Raw genomic sequence first — 16334 nt, forward strand, 5'->3', positions numbered from 1 at the left:
TGCGCCCGCACTGGCACACCCATTTCACCGTCAAGGACCCCGTCACCGTCGCCGACACCGCCCGCGACCACGGCGCCACCGTCCTGGCCGACGGCTCCTCACCCACCGGCCCCTGGGTCCGTGTCAGCGACCCCGACGGAGCCACCTTCACCCTCAACACCCCCAGCTGAACGCCCGCCCCGCTCACGCGCCTCACGCGCCTCACGAGCACCCGGGCGCGAGAGCGCTCTCAGGATGCGGGGCGGCCCACCACCAGCCATCGGGACGGCAACTCGATGCGCCTGCCGTCAGCGGTGTACTCCGTGGTGAGGAGCGGGAGTTGACCTTGCGCCAGCACGGTGAGGCCCGCCTCGGCGAGCAGCGCGTCGAGCGCGCGGTCGGACACCTCTCCCGGCACGATGCCATGGGCGAAGACGGGGCGGAGTTTGGCCGGCGGCCCCTCCGGGCTCTGCGCGAGGCCCATGAGGACCGGCTTCGCGCCCTCGGCGAGCTCCACCACGAAGGCCCGGCCCGCGGCGCCGAGGAGGGTGGCGAGGGCGTCCGCGACGGGACGGCGGTCGGCCGGCTCGCACTGGTGCAGCACACCGCGTACGTACACGTTGGCGTCGCCGAGCCGCTCGTGCAGCGCCTGGACGGCCTTCTCGTCGGCGGCGTCGAGCTGCTCGAACTCGGCCTCCGCGCCCGGCCCTTGGCTGCGGGCCCGCTCGATGGCGGCGGGCGACAGGTCGACCCCGATCACCTTCGGGAAGCGGCTGCCGAGGTAGCGGGTCTGGGTGCCGTTGCCGCAGCCGAGGTCGACCATCGGCAGGTCGGGGTCGTCGATGCGGGCGGCGAAATGGGCGAGGTGGCGGGCGGCGGTGAGGGCCGGTTCCGCGTCCCAGAAGACTGCTCCCTGCTCGTCCGGCGTCTCGCGCCAGAACCCTTCCCAGGCGTCCTTGTACCTCTGCGTCACGCTCATGACCGACTCCCCAGGCAGCCCGCACAGTGTCAAGATCGGTTTACCGCGCGGGGCGCACACCGGGCAAGCATCCGGCGCACACCTTCACGCGCCGTTCGATCCCAAGATGCCGTGGAACCCCGCAGTGGGGTAACCACCGTGCTCTTCAAACGAGTTGAGAGCGGCGGCGGCGCGGGTGGGCGGCACCGCGAGGGAGCGCTGCCGCGAGGAGGCCTCCCGGGGCCTTCCCGGGGCGTCAGCGCGTGGCGCGCTTCGGGCGCGGGAGGTCCACGTCGAACCAGACGGTCTTGCCGTTGCCGGTGCGGCTGGTACCCCATTGCCGGGCGAGCGCGGTGACCACGCGCAGCCCCCGCCCGGCCTCGTCGTCCGGACCGGTGCCGAGCAGCGACGGAAGGGTGTGGTCGTCGTCGGTCACCTCGCACAGCAGCGCCTCGGCCCGCACGAGCCGCAGCGCGACCTGGTGGCCGTGGGCGTGCCGGATGCCGTTGGTGACGACCTCGCTGACCAGGAGCTCGACGGTTTCCGCGACGGCCGAGAGGTCCCACCGGGCGAGCTGTTCGCGCACCAGGCGGCGGGCACGGCCCACTTCTTGCGGTGCGGCGGCGAGCCGCCATGCGGCGACGTCCTCGGGGGCGATGCCGTTGAGGCGGGCCATCAGCAGGGCGACGTCGTCCTTGCGGCCGCCGCGGGTGTTGAGGGAGCGGATGATGGTGTCGCAGGCGTCGTCCATGGAGGCGGCCGGGTGGGCGGCCGACTCGCAGAGCGTGGCCAGGCCGACCCCTATGTCCTCGCCCCGTACCTCGACGAGCCCGTCGGTGCACATGACGAGGCGGTCACCGGGTTCGACGCGGACGCGAGCCGTTTCGAAGGGCACTCCGCCGACGCCGATGGGGGCGCCAGTGGGCAGTTCGAGGAGTTCGCTGCGTCCGTCGGCGGAGCGGACGAGGACCGGCGGGATGTGGCCCGCGTTGGCCATCAGGAGCTCGCCCCTGATCGGGTCGTACACGGCGTATAGGCAGGTGGCGAGGTAGTGCTCGCCGAGGCGCTGCGCCAAGTCGTCGAGGTTGCGCAGGAGTTGGCCGGGCGGCAGGTCGAGGGCGGCCATGGTCTGGACGGCCGTACGCAACTGGCCCATCATCGCCGCCGAGTTGAGGCCGTGCCCCATGACGTCGCCGACGACGAGGGCGGTACGGGAACCCGGCAGCTTGATCGAGTCGAACCAGTCGCCGCCGACGCGGCCGAGCAGGGTGCCCGGCAGGTAGCGGGTCGCGGTGTCACAGCCCGCCATGCGCGGGGTGACCTGCGGCAGCATCGAGTCCTGGAGGGTCTCGGCGACGCTCTCCTGGTAGGTGTACATGCGGGCGTTGTCGAGGACGAGGCCGGCGCGCGCGGCCAGTTCGGCGCCGGTGACGCGGTCCATGTCGTTGAACTCGGCCCGCTCGGCGTGCCGCAGCAGGATCATGAAGCCGAGTACCACGTTGCGTGCCTTCAGCGGGACGACCAGCATGGACCGCCCGTTGATCAGCGGACGGATGTCACGCTTTTCGAACTGTGAGGCGATGGCGGTGCCCATCTCCTCGCTGATCCGGGGCACGAGGACGGGCTCGCCGGACGTCATGCACTGGAAGAACGGGGTGTGCGCGGGGAACGGCATGGACTCGCCGACCGGCACCACGTCGTCCCAGCGTCCCGGTTCCTCGACGTGTTCGAGGGCGACGCGGTGCCACAGGGTGCGTGCGTCGGGCGGCCCGTCGGGGAAGCCCTCGCCGGCGATGACCTGCTCGCGCAGATAGGTGCCCGCGACGTCGGTGAAGCGGGGCACGACGGCGGCGCTGACTTCCCGGATGGTGCGGGACAGGTCGAGCGAGGAGCCGATGCGGCCGCTGACCTCGTTGAGGAATTCGAGCCGTTCGCGCACCGCGGCGTATTCGAGGTCGGCGGCGAATTCGGGACCGGGCCGCTGGGCCCACGCCACGGGTTCCATGGGGTGGCGGCGGCGTGCGGGCCGGTGGTCGGCGCGCCGGGGCACGCCCCAGTCGGGTGTGACGGGCACCCGGTCGTGCCGGCTGAACTCCAGGACGGGGTAGCCCAGTTCGAGGACCTGGGCCACTATCCGCGTGCTCTGGCCGACGCTCATGCTGGGCAGGATCTCCGGCAGCCGCCGGGCCAGCTCGTCGGCGCCGGGGAAGTCGGTGTGCAGGGCGAAGCCGGGCGCTATCCGCTCCACCGGGCCGTCCTCGTCGTCGCTCTCCAGGTGCAGCTGGGCGGCGTCCGCGGCGAGCACGAGGAGCCGTTCGGGCCCGGGGCCGACGAGGGGGTAGGCCCACCACAGCACGTCGCTGCGGTCCCGGGCGGGGGCGCGCAGCGCCGCCCCGCCGGCGCGGGGGTTGGGGGGGTGCCCGGGCAGCGGCGCGGCGAGGGCGGGCCCCACCCCCGCCCCGCGGCGGGGGCCCGGGCGGGGCCCGCCCCGCCCCCCCGGCCCGGCGCTGGGGTAGGCGGTGTGCCCGGTCAGCGGCGCGTCGAGGCCGGGGCCGAACGCGTCGAACGCCTCGTAGGCGTCGTCCTCTTCGGTGTCCGTGTCGTCGTAGTGGTGCTCCAGCGCGCCGGAGACCGGGAGCAGATCGACGGCCGGCCTGCCGACCGCCTCGGCCCGGCCGGGCCCGAACAGCCGGCGCGCACCCGAGGACCAGTGCGACACCAGACCCTCGGCGTCCACGACGATCACGGCGAGCGGGATCCGGCCGGCCACGGCGAACTTCTGCGCCAGCTGCGGCGGAGTACCACTGTCCATGGGTGGGGGGCTCCTTCCCCGCCGCGACAAACGGCGGCTGCTACTCCACCGTACGGCCATCGCGGTGCCGCGCGGGAGCCAACCTGTGAATAGGCGTACGCCCGCGCGCCCGTGCCGCACACACTGACCAAAGGTCAGGCAGCCAACCCCAGTTGCGGCAGCTCCGGGCTGCCGCCCAGCCTGGGCCTCACCGACGGCTGCACCGTGCTTGCGGCAGGGCCGGGGCAGTGGTGCTCGCCCGACACCCCCTAGTCCTCGTGCCCCAGTTGAAGATCCCGCTCGGTGCGCCCGCCGCCGGCCACCTGCAACACCGTGGCCACCGGCGGGTACCCCGCCGCGATCACCGTGTATTCGCCGGAGGACAGGTCCACGAAGCGGAAGGTGCCGTCGGGGCCCGTGGTGAGGGTGTCCACGACGTTGCCCGCGGCGTCGAGCAGGGTGACCCGGGCGTCCTCCACCGGGCGGCCGCCGCCCGCGCGGACCGTGCCGCGCAGGACGGCGCCGCCGGCCAGTTCGATGTCCTGACGGGTTTCCCGGGAGGACTGCACACTCACCGGCACCGCGGCCGGGCGGAAGGCGGGGGCGCTGGCGGCAAGGGTGTACTCCCCTGCCACCAACTCGCCGATCACATAGGTCCCTTCGCGCCCACTGCGGGTGGCGGCCACCACCTCACCGCGTACGTCGGTGAGGGTGACGGCCGCGTCCCGTACCGGGGTGCCGTCGGCGGTGACGACGGCGCCGGCGAGGCGGCCCGCGCCGCCGAGCACCACGTCGAGGTCGACGGGACGCTCGCCCACGGTGACGGCGACGGCCTGCGGCTGGTGTCCGCCGGCCGCGGCGATCAGGACGTAGGAACCGGCTCCGGGCACGCTCAGCGCGTACCGGCCGTCCGCCCCGCTCGCGCCGCGTCCGACCTGCTGACCCCGTACGTCGACGAGGGTGAGGGCGGCGCGTGGCACGGTGGTGCCGTCGTGGTGCTGGACGGTGCCGCAGACCGGGACGCCGCTGACGTAGCCGGAGGTGGGGGCGGTGCGGGCGTGGGGCAGGGGCGCGGTGTCGGCGACGGGGGTGGTCTCCGCGGCGAAGGCGTTCTCGGCGGTGGGGGCGTTCTGGGACACCAGCGGTTTCTCCTTGAGGAAGAAGGCGAGGACGAAGCCGAGCACGAGCACCGGCACGAGGTAGAGGAAGATCCGCGGCATGGCGTCGGCGTAGGCCCGGATGTAGCCGTCGCGCAGCGCGGGCGGCATGGCGTGCACCAGTTGCGGGGTGATCGACTCCGGGTCGGGCAGGTGCGCTCCGGCGGGCAGCCGCTCGGTGAGGGCGTGCGCGAGGCGGTTGGTGAACAGGGTGCCGAAGATCGCCGCGCCGACGCTGCCGCCGATCTGGCGGAAGTAGTTGTTGGCGCTGGTGGCGGTGCCGAGGTCGGCGGGGGCCACCGCGTTCTGCACGGCGAGGATCAGGACCGGCATGACCAGGCCGATGCCCGCACCGAGCACGGCCATCCAGATGCTGTAGTCGAGGCGCGGGGTGTCGGTGCCGAGCTTGGAGAGCAGCCACATGCCGAGGGCGGAGACGGCACCGCCGACGATCGGGTAGAGCTTGTAGCGTCCGGTGCGGCTGATGAGCTGGCCGGAGATGATGGAGGCGCCGACGATGCCGCCCATCATGGGCAGTACGAGCAGCCCCGACTCGGTGGCGCTCGCGCCGTCGACCATCTGCAGGAAGGTCGGCAGATAGCTGGCGGCGCCGAAGAGGGCGACGCCGATGACCGCGCCGACGAGGCCGGCGATGGTGAAGACGGGGTCGCGGAACAGCCGCAGCGGGATGACGGGTTCGGCCGCGAAGTTTTCCACCACGAGGAACAGCAGGGTCGTTCCGGCGGCTCCGGCGGCGAGTCCCAGGATCGTGCGGGAGCCCCAGGCGTACTCGGTTCCGCCCCAACTGGTCAGCAGCACGAGGCAGGTTGAGGCGGCGGCCAGGAGCAGCATGCCGAGCACGTCGAGGCGGGGGCGCACGGCGGGCCGCGGCAGTTTGAGTACGGCGGTGATGACGGCGAGGGTGACGAGGCCGAAGGGCACGTTGATGTAGAAGCACCAGCGCCAGGAGGCGTGGTCGGTGAAGAAGCCGCCGAGGAGCGGTCCGGCGACCGAGGCCAGCCCGAAGACGGCGCCGATCAGGCCCATGAAGCGGCCGCGCTGCCGGGGCGGCACGATGTCCGCGATGATCGCCTGCACGCCGATCATGAGTCCGCCGCCGCCGATGCCCTGCATGGCGCGGAAGGCGATGAGCTGGTCCATCGTGCGCGACCAGCCGGCCAGTGCCGAGCCGATGACGAACACGACGATCGCGAACTGGAAGACGGGTTTACGGCCGAAGAGGTCGCCGAGCTTGCCGTAGATCGGCAGGCCGATCGTGGAGGCGAGGAGATACGCGGTGACGGCCCAGGAGACCTTGTCGAGGCCGTGCAGATCGCCGACGATCTTCGGCAGCGCGGTCGCGACGATCATCTGGTCGAGCGCCGCGAGCAGCAGGGTGAGCATCAGACCGAGGAAGATCATGCGCACCCGGCGGGGGTCCAACGCGGCTGCGGGTGGCGGGGGTTGGATCTCCGGAGGCGGCGACGCCGGAACCCGAGCGGGCTCGAAGGCCCGCTCGTCGTCCTTCACCAGAGTGATCCCGCCCACGTAACTCTCCCCTCGTCGCGCTTGCGCCGAGGCATTTCTCGCATTGGCCGACATCCGGGGCAAGCGAGACGAGGGGGGCGACGGGCGTGCGCCGGGCGCTTAAGCGCTGGCCGGAGTACCTACGGCGCACAACGGACCGGAACGGAAATCCACCCGAACCGGTGACCGTACGACTCAGTTCGAGCGGGCTACTTCTCGACCTCGGCGGCGAGCTTGGCGAGCATCGCGTCGTAGATGCGGCCAAGTCCCTTGGGCGCGAAGGTCCTTTCGAAGAATCCGCCGATGCCGCCGGCGCCGTTCCACACGGTGGTGACGACGACCTTGGAGCGGCCCTCGCCGGCGGGCGTGACCGTCCAGGTGGTGACCATGGTGGAGTTGCGGTCCTTCTCGACGAGCTGCCCGTCGGTCGGCTCGGTGACCTCCAGGAGGCAGTCGCGCACGCGCTTGCTGGTGGCCTGGAGCTTCCAGTGGACGAGGGTGCCCTCGCCGTCGCCGCCCTCGCGGACCTCGTACTCGCTGAAGTGCTCCGTCAGGAGCTTGGGGCGGCCGACCTTGTAGTCGGCGAGCGTGTCGAACACGGTCTCCGGATCCGCCGTGACGATCCGCTCCGTCGTGGCCTCGACCTGCGCCATGGCACTTCCTCCAGCAGTTGTGTTTCCGGGGTTCTCGGGGTGGGCCAAGCCAACCACCTCGGGGTCGGCCGTCACAATCCGGGTTGCGATCAAGAAGGGAACACGTGTTCTATTCGGGGCGACCCCACGGACCCTGGGAGGGCCGATGCTCAGCACTCCGAACGCGGACAAGGCCTGGAAAGGCATGACGAGGTCATTCCCGACCTTGGAGGCACCAGGCCGGCATGCCGCCCCGAGCAGGGCGGAGAGGACGGCTTACGCCGTGCTGCTGCACGGACCGGCTGCGCGCTCAGGCGGCGCCGACGCGAGTCAGTGGCTGCTGCTGCGCGACCGTACGGCGAAGCGCCGGTAACCGACGCACCAGCAGCGGCCGCACTTCAGCGCTGGCCGTCCGGGTCGTCGTGCGATTGGTGGTCCGCAGGTGGATCCAGTGCTCGGCGGGGAAGTCGTAGAACGCGGGCAGTTCCTCCCGGTCTGCGGTGATCTCCGCGACCGCGTTGGGGAATTTCCCGCCGTAGATCTTTGCGAACGCCTCGACTGTCTTCTCGGCGTGGCCGCGGTCCTCCGCGTTGCAGATCACCTGCATCGCCTTCGTCCATCGCCTTCGTCGCCCCGGGCTGCGCGGACTTCGGCATCTGTTGAGGGCAGGGCACGCTTGGCAATGGGACGGCGGGTCGTAAGGTGAAGGTAGTCTCAAATTCGCTGTCCCCCACGCGCCCACAGCATGATGCATTCCTCAACTCAGGGAGAGGTGACCACTGTGCCCGAGGCACTCCAGCGGCCGCCGCTGCGCGCCGATGCCCGCCGCAACGTCGAGAAGCTGCGCAAGGCCGCCGCGGACGCCTTCTCCGAGCACGGGCTCGACACGCCGCTGGAGACGATCGCGAAGCTGGCAGGAGTGAGCGTCGGCACGATCTACAACCGCTTCGGCAGCCGCGACGCGCTGCTGGACCAGGTCGTGAACGAACTCGCCGACCGGCAGGTGGGCGCGGCGATGGCCATCGCGGACGGCACCGTCGGCAGCGCGTGGGACAGGCTGCTGGCCTACGTCGAGGCCATCTGTCAGGCGCAGGCCGACGACCCGGCGTTCAACGACGCGCTCTCCCGCCGCTACCCCAATGCCCCAGCCCTCAAGGCGGTCTGCGACCGGTCCCTGGCCTTCGTCACCGAGCTGGCCGTCGGCGCCCGCGCCGAAGGCGCACTGCGCGACGATGCACGGATGGACGACATCACCCGCTTCTTCCAGGTCAACGGTGACCTCGTGCGGGCCGGGGACGACGCCGGGCGCCGCCGCGTCCTCGCCCTGCTCTTCGAGGGCCTGCGCGCCCGCACCGGCAGTCGCCCGCTGCCCGACTGAGCCCGGCCGGGGACGACCAACTGGGTACGAGCGGGAACGCGACGGTGTCGGCCCTGCCCAGGCGGGACCGACACCGTCGTCGCGCGCGACTACGCGGCGCGAGCCGCCTTCTCCACGGCTTCGAACGCGTCGGCCAGCGACCGCTCGCCGAGCGGGGCCAGGTGCTCCAGGGCCGGGATGTGAGCGGCCAGCGTCAGGTCCACGACGATGAAGGTCGCCTCCATCTCGAAGATCACCGACAGCACCGACTCCAGGTAGTTCAGCACGTGTTCGTGCGGCGCCCGGGGCGTGCCGGGGGCGTAGGAGCCGCCGCGGCTGGTCACCACCGTCACCGGTGTGCCCTTCACCTTCGACTCCGGTGAGCCGGCGGTGCGGCCCATCAGGATCACCTGGTCCAGCCACGCCTTGAGGCTGGAGGGCACCGAGAAGTTGTACATCGGCGCGCCGATGACCACCGCGTCGGCTGCCTCCAGCTCCGCTATCAGAGCCAGGCGCTCGGCGAAGGCCCGAGCCTGCTCCTCGGTGTGCTCCGCCGGATCGAGCAACCCGGCGGTGTGGGCGTGCGCGGTGATGTGCGGGACCGGCTCGACGGCAAGGTCCCGGTAGATCACCTCACCACCCGGGTGCTCTTCCAGCCACGTACGGCGGAAGGCCTCGGTGACAGCCCGAGAGGTGGACGCCTGGCCCGCGAACGCGGACGAGTCGATGTGCAGCAGTGTCGCCATGATGCAACTCCGAAAAGGGGACGGGGCGTTCGACCCTCCCGCCTCAGGCGGTGGGAAGGTCGCAGGAGATAACTTGAATCCGCCCTCAACTTTACGGGTAAGTTGAGGGGAAGTTCAAGTTTCTTCGAGGCGGAGCCCCGTGAGGAAGAGCCGCCCGATCAACAGGCGGCTCCGCACGGCATCAACAGGCGGCTCCGCACGGCATCAACAGGCTGCTCCGCACGGCACATTGGCCGCCTTAAGCGATACCCGAAGTGACGCCCGACAGCACCCCCCACCCGCACCCCGCGGCAAGACCCACCGACTCCGACACGGGCCACTGCCGGTCCTGGAGATCCCCACGTCCCACACCGCGGTCATCGCGGCGCAACACCTGTGGCGGGGCCGCTATTTGAAGCACGACCTACACGACCACGACCTACACGACCCAACTGCCCAGCTCGACCGCACGGTGCAGGTCGCGGGCATAGGCTTCCGGCGTGCCGATCGTGCCCGTGGCCCAGTACGCCGTGATCCAGGTCAGAACTCGTCCAGGGTGAACGCCGGTGCGCCTGACCTCGATTCCAGCCTTTCACCGAGCCAGGCCGCAAGAACTTGCTGGCAACGGTAGGTCGGTGAGGACTTCTTCAGGCGGCACGCGATCACGTCCAGTTGCACTTGTGGATCGCTACGAAGACGGCGTCCGTGGCGTACGTCCAGCTCACGTTCGGCCTGTCCGACTCCAGATCCCACGAATTGCCGGTGTTCCAGCTGCCGTCGGACTCCTGGTGCGCGTACGCGGCGTGACACGCATACTGCTTACGCAGAGATTCCGCCTCGTCGGTCGTGTCCAGGCGCAGCGGATTCGGCGTGTTCGCCCACACCTCCTGCCATCCGTCGACGGCCTTGTCGATGCCGCCCCGGAACCCGGCATCCGTCGGGAAAACCATCAGCACGAACTTGTCCGAATCCGTCGGCAGGTTCACTCGCACCCGCTTGACGAGGCTGCCCGGTGCCTCCACCTCGTAGCCGGTGCACTCGCCGCCGCAGCCCTCCGTCGCGCCGCCCGGAATCCAGAACAGCGTCGCACCCGAGGCGAACTTCTGCGTCACCAGCCGGTACGTGTGGACCTGACCGGTGTCATCATCGGTCCACGAGCCGGTACCGTCCGATTCGTCGGACGCCGGGTAACCGAACGCGCTGTTCTCCCAGCCGTACTCCCCCCACGTCGCGCCGATCTTTCCCCACACCGGGTGAGCGCCGGTCGCCGCCGACCAGTACACGGTGCCGCCCTCGAACTCCTGGCGCACCCCCTTGCCGTCCGCGTTCTTCAGCTCGTCCGACCTCGGGTAGCCGAGTGCGGAGGTCTCCCAGCCCATCCCCTGCCACTTGTCGCGCACCGCCCCCCATACCGGGTGGGCGCCGGTCGCCGCCAACCAGTAGATCGAGCCGCCCTGGAAGTGGGTGTACCGGCCGCGCCCGTCGGGAGTGGTCATCTCGTCCGTCACCGGGCACTTCAGCGGCGAGGACACGTCACCCATCGCGATGTACTTGTCGAGGATGGCGCCGGAGACGGTCTTCCCACAGAAGTCACGGTCGGCTGCGGCTGCCGGGGACGGCACAAGTAAGGGGGCGGCCAGGCAGGCTGCCGCGAACAGGGCGAGTTTCCGAAGCGCGTTCACCCTGGAAAAGTACCGAGAAAAGAGGCGTGCGAGGAGAGAAAATCCGGCCGGGCTGAACCGGAATTCCCCCCTCCCACGCGACGTCCCGGGCAGGCATGATGTGTGCTCATTCCGTGAGCCCGAGTTCGCGTAGGGCGTCGGTGGGGTGGCTTCCGTGGTGCTCGTGAGTGCTTGTGGTCGGCGCCGGTGCGCAGGGCGCCGGCGGTGACGATCGCGCCGGCGATGTCGGCGATGTCGGCGATCAATTCTAGGGCGGCTGTCACGCTGATCCGCGACGGCGGGCGTGAGTGTCCTGTGTCAACGCATCTGGACGGTCCGCCGTCGAAAGTTGGACCTTTGCAGACGCTCGTACGGTGCCTGCGGGGGTAGCCGCTGGACATGGGGCGGTGGTGGAAGCGGATCGGCGCAGCGGGGCCGCCGAACGACACGAGGGGGCCCGGTGGCAGGGATCGAGCGGGAGCCGGCGGAGGTGCGGATACCCAAGGCGGCGTTGGATGCCTTGGCCGCGGCGCTGAGCGTGCGCACGGTGGCGATGCGGACTTGGCCCGACGGCATCGAGTGGATGTACCCGATGGGCACGTGGGACGAGCCGCACCTGGAGGTGGCGCTCATGCCGGGCGGCGAGGAGGTGTGGCTGCGGATGTCCACCGACCGCTCCAGCGCCGCCGTGTGGACCATCCAGCAGTGGTGGGACTTCGTCGGCGAACTGCCCGGCGCGGTACCGCAGGGCTGAGCCGCGACGCTGGGGTCAGCGGCTCTTGATGATCCGGACAATCCCGACGGGACTTCCTCCGCCAACCGAACAGCCTGGGCCGGAGCACGCAGGCCGGGGGTTTGGGGACCGTTGTCAGTGGCGTGCGCGAGGATGGTCCGCATGACGACACCGACGCGCATCCTGGCACCCGAAGGCCTGGCCCCCGGCACCGGCTACAGCCATGTGGTCTGGGGCACCGGCCGGTTCGTGGCGATATCCGGGCAGTGTGCCCTCGACGACAAAGGGAACGTCGTCGGGGAGGGCGACCCGCGGGCCCAGGCCGATCAGATCTTCGAGAACCTGCGCCGCTGCCTGGCCGCGGCCGGCGCCACCTTTGAGGACGTGGTGAAGCTGACCTATTTCGTCACGGACATCGCCCACCTGCCCGTCATCCGCGAGGCCCGCGACACCGTCATAGCCCCCGACCAGCTGCCCGCCAGCTCGGCGGTGCAGGTCAGTGCGTTGTTCCGACCCGAACTGCTGGTAGAGATCGAGGCGTTCGCGGTGATCGACCCGACGGTCGAACACGCTTAGGGGGTGGGGCGGGGGCGGGGGCGGGTGTCCCGAGGGGGCGCTGGGGCGGGGTGCACCCCTGGCCGAGGGCTTGGAGCGCCTCGGGGGCCGGGTGTGCCTTGGGGGACGGGTGTGCCTTGGGGGACGGGCTAGGCGTACCTCGGGGGCCAGGCGTGCCCAGGGGGCCAGGTGCGCCTCAGGGCCAAGTAGCCCTGTCGGGGTCGGGCCGAGCACGTCCGGGTTGTGGCGCTTTCGGGGTCAGCCGCGGACTCGGCCCCCCGCATGGATCCGGCGTAGTGCCCAGGCTGCCGGCCGGGCCACCCGCGGGTGGGCCAGGGCTTCGGTCAGCACCTCGACGGCCCGCTTGTCGCCGAGTTCACCGAGTCCCTCGATGCACGCCTGCGCCACGCGCCAGTACGGGTTGTGCGCCGAGAGCAGCGGCCGCAACGTCCTGATCAGGGCCGGTACGGACTCGGGGGCGCGCAGGGCCGTGAGCAGTCGGACCGGGTGCAGCGCGTAGGCGGTGCGCAGTTCGTTGGTCGCGAGGGCTGCAGCGGCGCGCGCGGTGCGCGGGTCGCCCAGCCGCGCCAGGGCGTACGCGGCGCTCGCACAGCGTTCCGGGTCCCGGTGGTTGAGCAGCAGGACGAGCGCTTCGAAGGCGCGGCGGTCGCCCTCGGCGCCGAGCCGGAACGCGGCTATCTCCCGCGCCCAGAGCGGGCGTTCGCTCTCGGTGAGCACGGCCGCGAGCTCGTCGTGGTCGACGGTGGCGGCCAGTTCTTCGTACGCCGCCGAACCGCCGCTCTCGCGCCGCACCCGGTCCAGGAGGGACCGTAACTCCTCGTCCATGTCCAAAAGCCTAGTGGCGTACGGCCGTTGGCACCCCAAGGATGATCGGATCCCGTGGCTCGCGGGACATGCCACCGGCAAGAAGCACAGGCAAGGAGCGGTCCCATGGAGCACAGTGGCGTCCCGGCACAGGGCGATCCGCCCGCAGACCCCTGGTTACCCGGCCGCCGGGCCGAGTTGACAGTGCTGGCCGCGAAGGTGCGCGCGGTGGGGCCCGGCGGGGGCGCGCTGGTCGTCCGGGGGGCGGCCGGCCTCGGCAAGTCCGCCCTCCTGAGCGCCGTGCGCGGATTCGCGGCCGAATCAGGGTTCCTGGTTCTGGCCACCTCGGGGGTGCCGACGGACGCGGCCGTTCCGTATGCGGGGTTGCACGAGTTGCTGCGCCCGCTCCTGGGTTCGGTACGCGCACTTCCCGCGGTGCAGCGTGATGCTTTGCGCACCGCGCTCGGATCCGATGCCAGCCCCGACCTCGGCTCCGATGCCGGCCCCGACCTTGATGCCGGTCCCGGCCCCGACCTCGATGCCGGCGCTGGCCCCGACCCCATCCTTGGCCCCGGCCCCGGCCCCGGCCCCGATTCCAGCTCCAGCTCCAGCTCCAGCTCCAGCCTCGGACTCCACTTTGGTCCCCACTCCAGCCCCAGTACCGGCCCCCGCCCCCACTCTGACCCCAGCCCCAACTCCGACCCCGACCCCAGCCCCCACACCCACCCGGGGCGCGCCCCTGAGCCGTTTCTCGTGGCGCTCGCCGCGCTGAGCCTGCTGACCGATGCCGCCGCGGTGCGCCCGGTGCTCGCTCTCGTGGATGACCTGCCCTGGCTCGACGAAGCGAGTTCGGAAGTGGTCTCCTTCCTTGCCCGGCGTCTCGATGACGACCCCGTTCTGCTGTGCGCCGCAGCGCGGACCGTGCCGGGTCGGCGGCCGTTCGCGGTCGGCCTGGAGAGCCTTGAGCTGACCTCCCTGGACGCTGTGGCCGCCGCCGAGGTCCTCGCCGTCACCGGCCGCGAACTGGCGCCCGCCGCACGGGAGAAGCTCCTCGCGAGCGCCCAGGGCAACCCGCTGGCGCTGACCGAACTCCCCCGGATGGGGTGGGGCCCCGCGGTCACACGGGGCGAGCCCATCGGGCCCGTACGCACGGCGGCCGGCCGGCTTGAGCACGGCTTCGCCGCGTGGTTCGGCGGCCTGCCCCGGCCGGCACGGGACGCGGTGCTGGTCGCCGCGGTCGAGCCGGCCGGCTCGGTCGCCGAGATCCTGGCCGCCGCCGCCCTGCTCGGCGGCGGCCCGGTCGCCATCGGCGAGCTGGAGCAGGCGGAGGCCGTGGGCCTGCTGCGCATCGAGGCCAACCGGGTTCGCTTCCGTCACCACCTGGTCCGCTCCAGCGTGCTGCACGCCCAGCCGCGGACGCGGCACCGCGCGGCGCACACCGCGCTCGGCGCCGTCCTGAGCGCCGACCCGTACCGCGCCGCCTGGCACCACGCGCTCGGTCTCGACCGGCCCGACGACGGTGCGGCGGACGAGTTGGAGGCCGCCCACCGGATCGCGCTCGCCCGGGGCTCGGCCGTCCTGGCACTCCGGGCCCTGGAGCGGGCGGCGCATCTCACCGGAGATCCGGCCAGGCGCCGGCACCGGCTGCTGCTCGCCGCCGAGCACGGCCTGCGGGTGGGCCGCGCCGACCTCGTACGGCCACTGCTCGACGCGGTCGCGCGCACCGGGCCCAGCGAGCGGGACCGGCCCCGGATCGCGTGGCTGAACGAACTATGCGACGTCCAGCCGGCGGCTGATGAGCCCCGGGGCCTCGACCTGTGCGCACGCGCCGAAGACGCGGCACGGGTTGGCGATCGCGCGCTCGCCCTCGATCTTCTGCTGACCGCCGCGCGCTCATGCCGCCGGGCGGCAGCGGGAACGCCGGCGCGTCAGCGCTTCGTCGCCACGGCAGCGCGTCTGAAGGACCCGGTGTGGGACCCGCGCCTGACGGCCGCGCTGGCATTGACGGAACCCGTACGCCAAGTCGGTGACATCGTCGCACAGTTGAGCCTCGCGGCGACGGCGAGCCGCGTCGACGCCGACCGGTGGTTACTGCTCGGGACGGCCGCCCTCGCGGTGGGCGACCCGGTACTCGCCACGGATTTCCTCGACCGCGGGGAGAGAAGGTTGCGTGAGCGGGGCGGTCTGGCGGCGCTCACCCGCGTGCTCGCCTTGCAGACCCGGGCCCGGCTCGACCTCGGCGAATGGCACCGGGCCGCCGAAGCCACAGCCGAACTCCACCGGCTCGCCGCCGACACGGGAACCCCGACGGGGACCGCGGGCGCCCTCGTCGCCGAGGCCAGGGCCGCCGCCCTGCGCGGCGACACCGAGAACGCCCATCGCCTGGCCGATCGCGCGGAGAAGGCCGGCCCCGACCGGGACGCCGATCTGCCGGGCGAGATCACCCTGGTCCGCGGCATCGCCGCCTGCGCGGCCGGCCACCACGACGAGGCCTACGACACGCTGCGCACCCTGTTCCCCGAGGACGAGCCCAACGACCCCGGCTCTCCCAACCCCCACCACAGCGGCTCCCGAACCCAGTGCTCCCCCAACCACAGCCGCCCCCGGAACCAGCGCTCCCCCACCCCCTGGCCCCCGGACGACAGGCCCGCCCCCGACACCGGCAGCCCGCTCGATGCTCACGGTTTCCGCGCCATCGGACTCCTCGCCGAAGCGGCCGTTCACGCCGGGCGACGAGGTGAGGCGGCTCGGGTGGTCGCCTCCGTCGCGCGGCGTACCGCGGGGTGCGCCGCACCGCTGCTCCGCGTCCATCTGCGGTACGCAGCCGCCGTGCTGGCCGACGACATCGAGGCGGAGACCCTGTTCCGGCGGGCGCTGGCCGACAATCTCGCCCGCTGGCCGTGGCCCCGGGCGCGCGCCGAGCTCGCCTACGGCAACTGGCTGCGCCGACAGCGCAGGACCGCGGAGGCGCGCCCGCTGCTGCGCTCCGCCCGGCTCACCTTCGACCGGATCGGCGCCCGGCCGTGGGCGGCGCGGGCCGACGGGGAACTCCGGGCCGCCGGAGAACACCAGGCCACCGGGGAACTCCGGGCCACCGCGGGAGGCACGCCCCCTCCCGGCGAGACAAGCCCGAGCGCCCTGCGCCAACGCGTGCTCGCGGCAGGCGAGTTGGATCCGCTGGAGACCCAGATCGCCCGTCTCGCGGGTCTCGGCCTCTCCGACCGCGAGGTGGGCGCGCACCTCTTCCTCTCCGCCCGCACCGTCGGCGCGCACCTGAGCCGTGTCCTGCCCCGCCTCGGGGTCGCGTCGCGCGACCAGCTCGGCACGGTCCTCGACGCGTCCATCGGCTGAGCGCGTCCGCCCCGGCCGGACGGGCGCGAGCCAGATCACATCGACTCGGCACGGAGAAAGTCTGGCGCGCTCGTTACTCGCCA

General features: G+C 72.0%; 12 protein-coding genes and 1 pseudogene. 5 read left to right on the forward strand and 8 right to left on the reverse strand.

Features of this window, described 5'->3' with window-relative positions; translation table 11 throughout:
• The coding region (locus AB0D31_RS31060) for a VOC family protein (protein WP_362729332.1) at positions 1-170 on the forward strand (170 nt) is incomplete at its 5' end.
• A 59-nt stretch (positions 171-229) separates the two neighbouring features.
• Here AB0D31_RS31060 and AB0D31_RS31065 read toward each other — a convergent pair.
• The 5 genes and pseudogenes from AB0D31_RS31065 to AB0D31_RS31085 all read right to left on the reverse strand — a co-directional run.
• The gene (locus tag AB0D31_RS31065) at positions 230-958 is read right to left on the reverse strand and encodes a class I SAM-dependent methyltransferase (protein WP_362729302.1); all 729 of its coding nucleotides are present in this window, start codon (positions 956-958) and stop codon (positions 230-232) included.
• 235 nt (positions 959-1193) lie between these two features.
• The gene (locus tag AB0D31_RS31070) at positions 1194-3749 is read right to left on the reverse strand and encodes a SpoIIE family protein phosphatase (RefSeq protein WP_362729304.1); all 2556 of its coding nucleotides are present in this window, start codon (positions 3747-3749) and stop codon (positions 1194-1196) included.
• 248 nt (positions 3750-3997) lie between these two features.
• Entirely contained in the window at positions 3998-6355 is a 2358-nt protein-coding gene (locus AB0D31_RS31075) for an MFS transporter (RefSeq protein ID WP_362729334.1), read from the reverse strand.
• 266 nt (positions 6356-6621) lie between these two features.
• Complete coding sequence (locus tag AB0D31_RS31080) at positions 6622-7065, reverse strand: SRPBCC family protein (protein WP_362729306.1); 444 nt, start codon at positions 7063-7065, stop codon at positions 6622-6624.
• A 406-nt stretch (positions 7066-7471) separates the two neighbouring features.
• Positions 7472-7657 (reverse strand): annotated as a pseudogene (locus AB0D31_RS31085) (transposase); the annotation flags it as partial.
• 159 nt (positions 7658-7816) lie between these two features.
• Between AB0D31_RS31085 and AB0D31_RS31090 the strand changes: the two are divergent.
• Complete coding sequence (locus tag AB0D31_RS31090) at positions 7817-8422, forward strand: TetR/AcrR family transcriptional regulator (RefSeq protein WP_362729308.1); 606 nt, start codon at positions 7817-7819, stop codon at positions 8420-8422.
• Between the two features lie 89 nt (positions 8423-8511).
• Here AB0D31_RS31090 and AB0D31_RS31095 read toward each other — a convergent pair whose 3' ends face one another.
• Both AB0D31_RS31095 and AB0D31_RS31100 read right to left on the reverse strand, forming a co-directional pair.
• Positions 8512-9147: an NAD(P)H-dependent oxidoreductase gene (locus tag AB0D31_RS31095; protein ID WP_362729310.1), complete on the reverse strand. Its 636-nt coding sequence runs from the start codon at positions 9145-9147 to the stop codon at positions 8512-8514.
• 641 nt (positions 9148-9788) lie between these two features.
• Positions 9789-10808, reverse strand: a complete 1020-nt coding sequence (locus AB0D31_RS31100; RefSeq protein ID WP_362729312.1) for a DUF2599 domain-containing protein — start codon at positions 10806-10808, stop codon at positions 9789-9791.
• Positions 10809-11247: 439 nt separating this feature from the next.
• Here AB0D31_RS31100 and AB0D31_RS31105 point away from each other — a divergent pair, with 439 nt between their 5' ends.
• Positions 11248-11541 carry a hypothetical protein gene (locus AB0D31_RS31105; RefSeq protein WP_362729314.1) on the forward strand — a complete coding sequence of 98 codons (294 nt, stop codon included), beginning with the start codon at positions 11248-11250 and terminating at the stop codon, positions 11539-11541.
• A 141-nt stretch (positions 11542-11682) separates the two neighbouring features.
• Positions 11683-12096, forward strand: a complete 414-nt coding sequence (locus AB0D31_RS31110) for a RidA family protein (protein ID WP_362729315.1) — start codon at positions 11683-11685, stop codon at positions 12094-12096.
• 237 nt (positions 12097-12333) lie between these two features.
• Here the strand turns inward: AB0D31_RS31110 and AB0D31_RS31115 are convergent, their stop codons facing one another.
• Positions 12334-12921: an adenylosuccinate lyase gene (locus AB0D31_RS31115; RefSeq protein WP_362729317.1), complete on the reverse strand. Its 588-nt coding sequence runs from the start codon at positions 12919-12921 to the stop codon at positions 12334-12336.
• A gap of 105 nt (positions 12922-13026) precedes the next feature.
• Between AB0D31_RS31115 and AB0D31_RS31120 the strand changes: the two genes are divergently transcribed.
• Positions 13027-16251: an AAA family ATPase gene (locus AB0D31_RS31120; protein ID WP_362729319.1), complete on the forward strand. Its 3225-nt coding sequence runs from the start codon at positions 13027-13029 to the stop codon at positions 16249-16251.
• Positions 16252-16334: the final 83 nt, after the last annotated feature.

It is taken from the genome of Streptomyces sp. NPDC048361, assembly GCF_040651795.1.
In the GTDB taxonomy this organism is placed as follows: Bacteria; Actinomycetota; Actinomycetes; order Streptomycetales; family Streptomycetaceae; genus Streptomyces.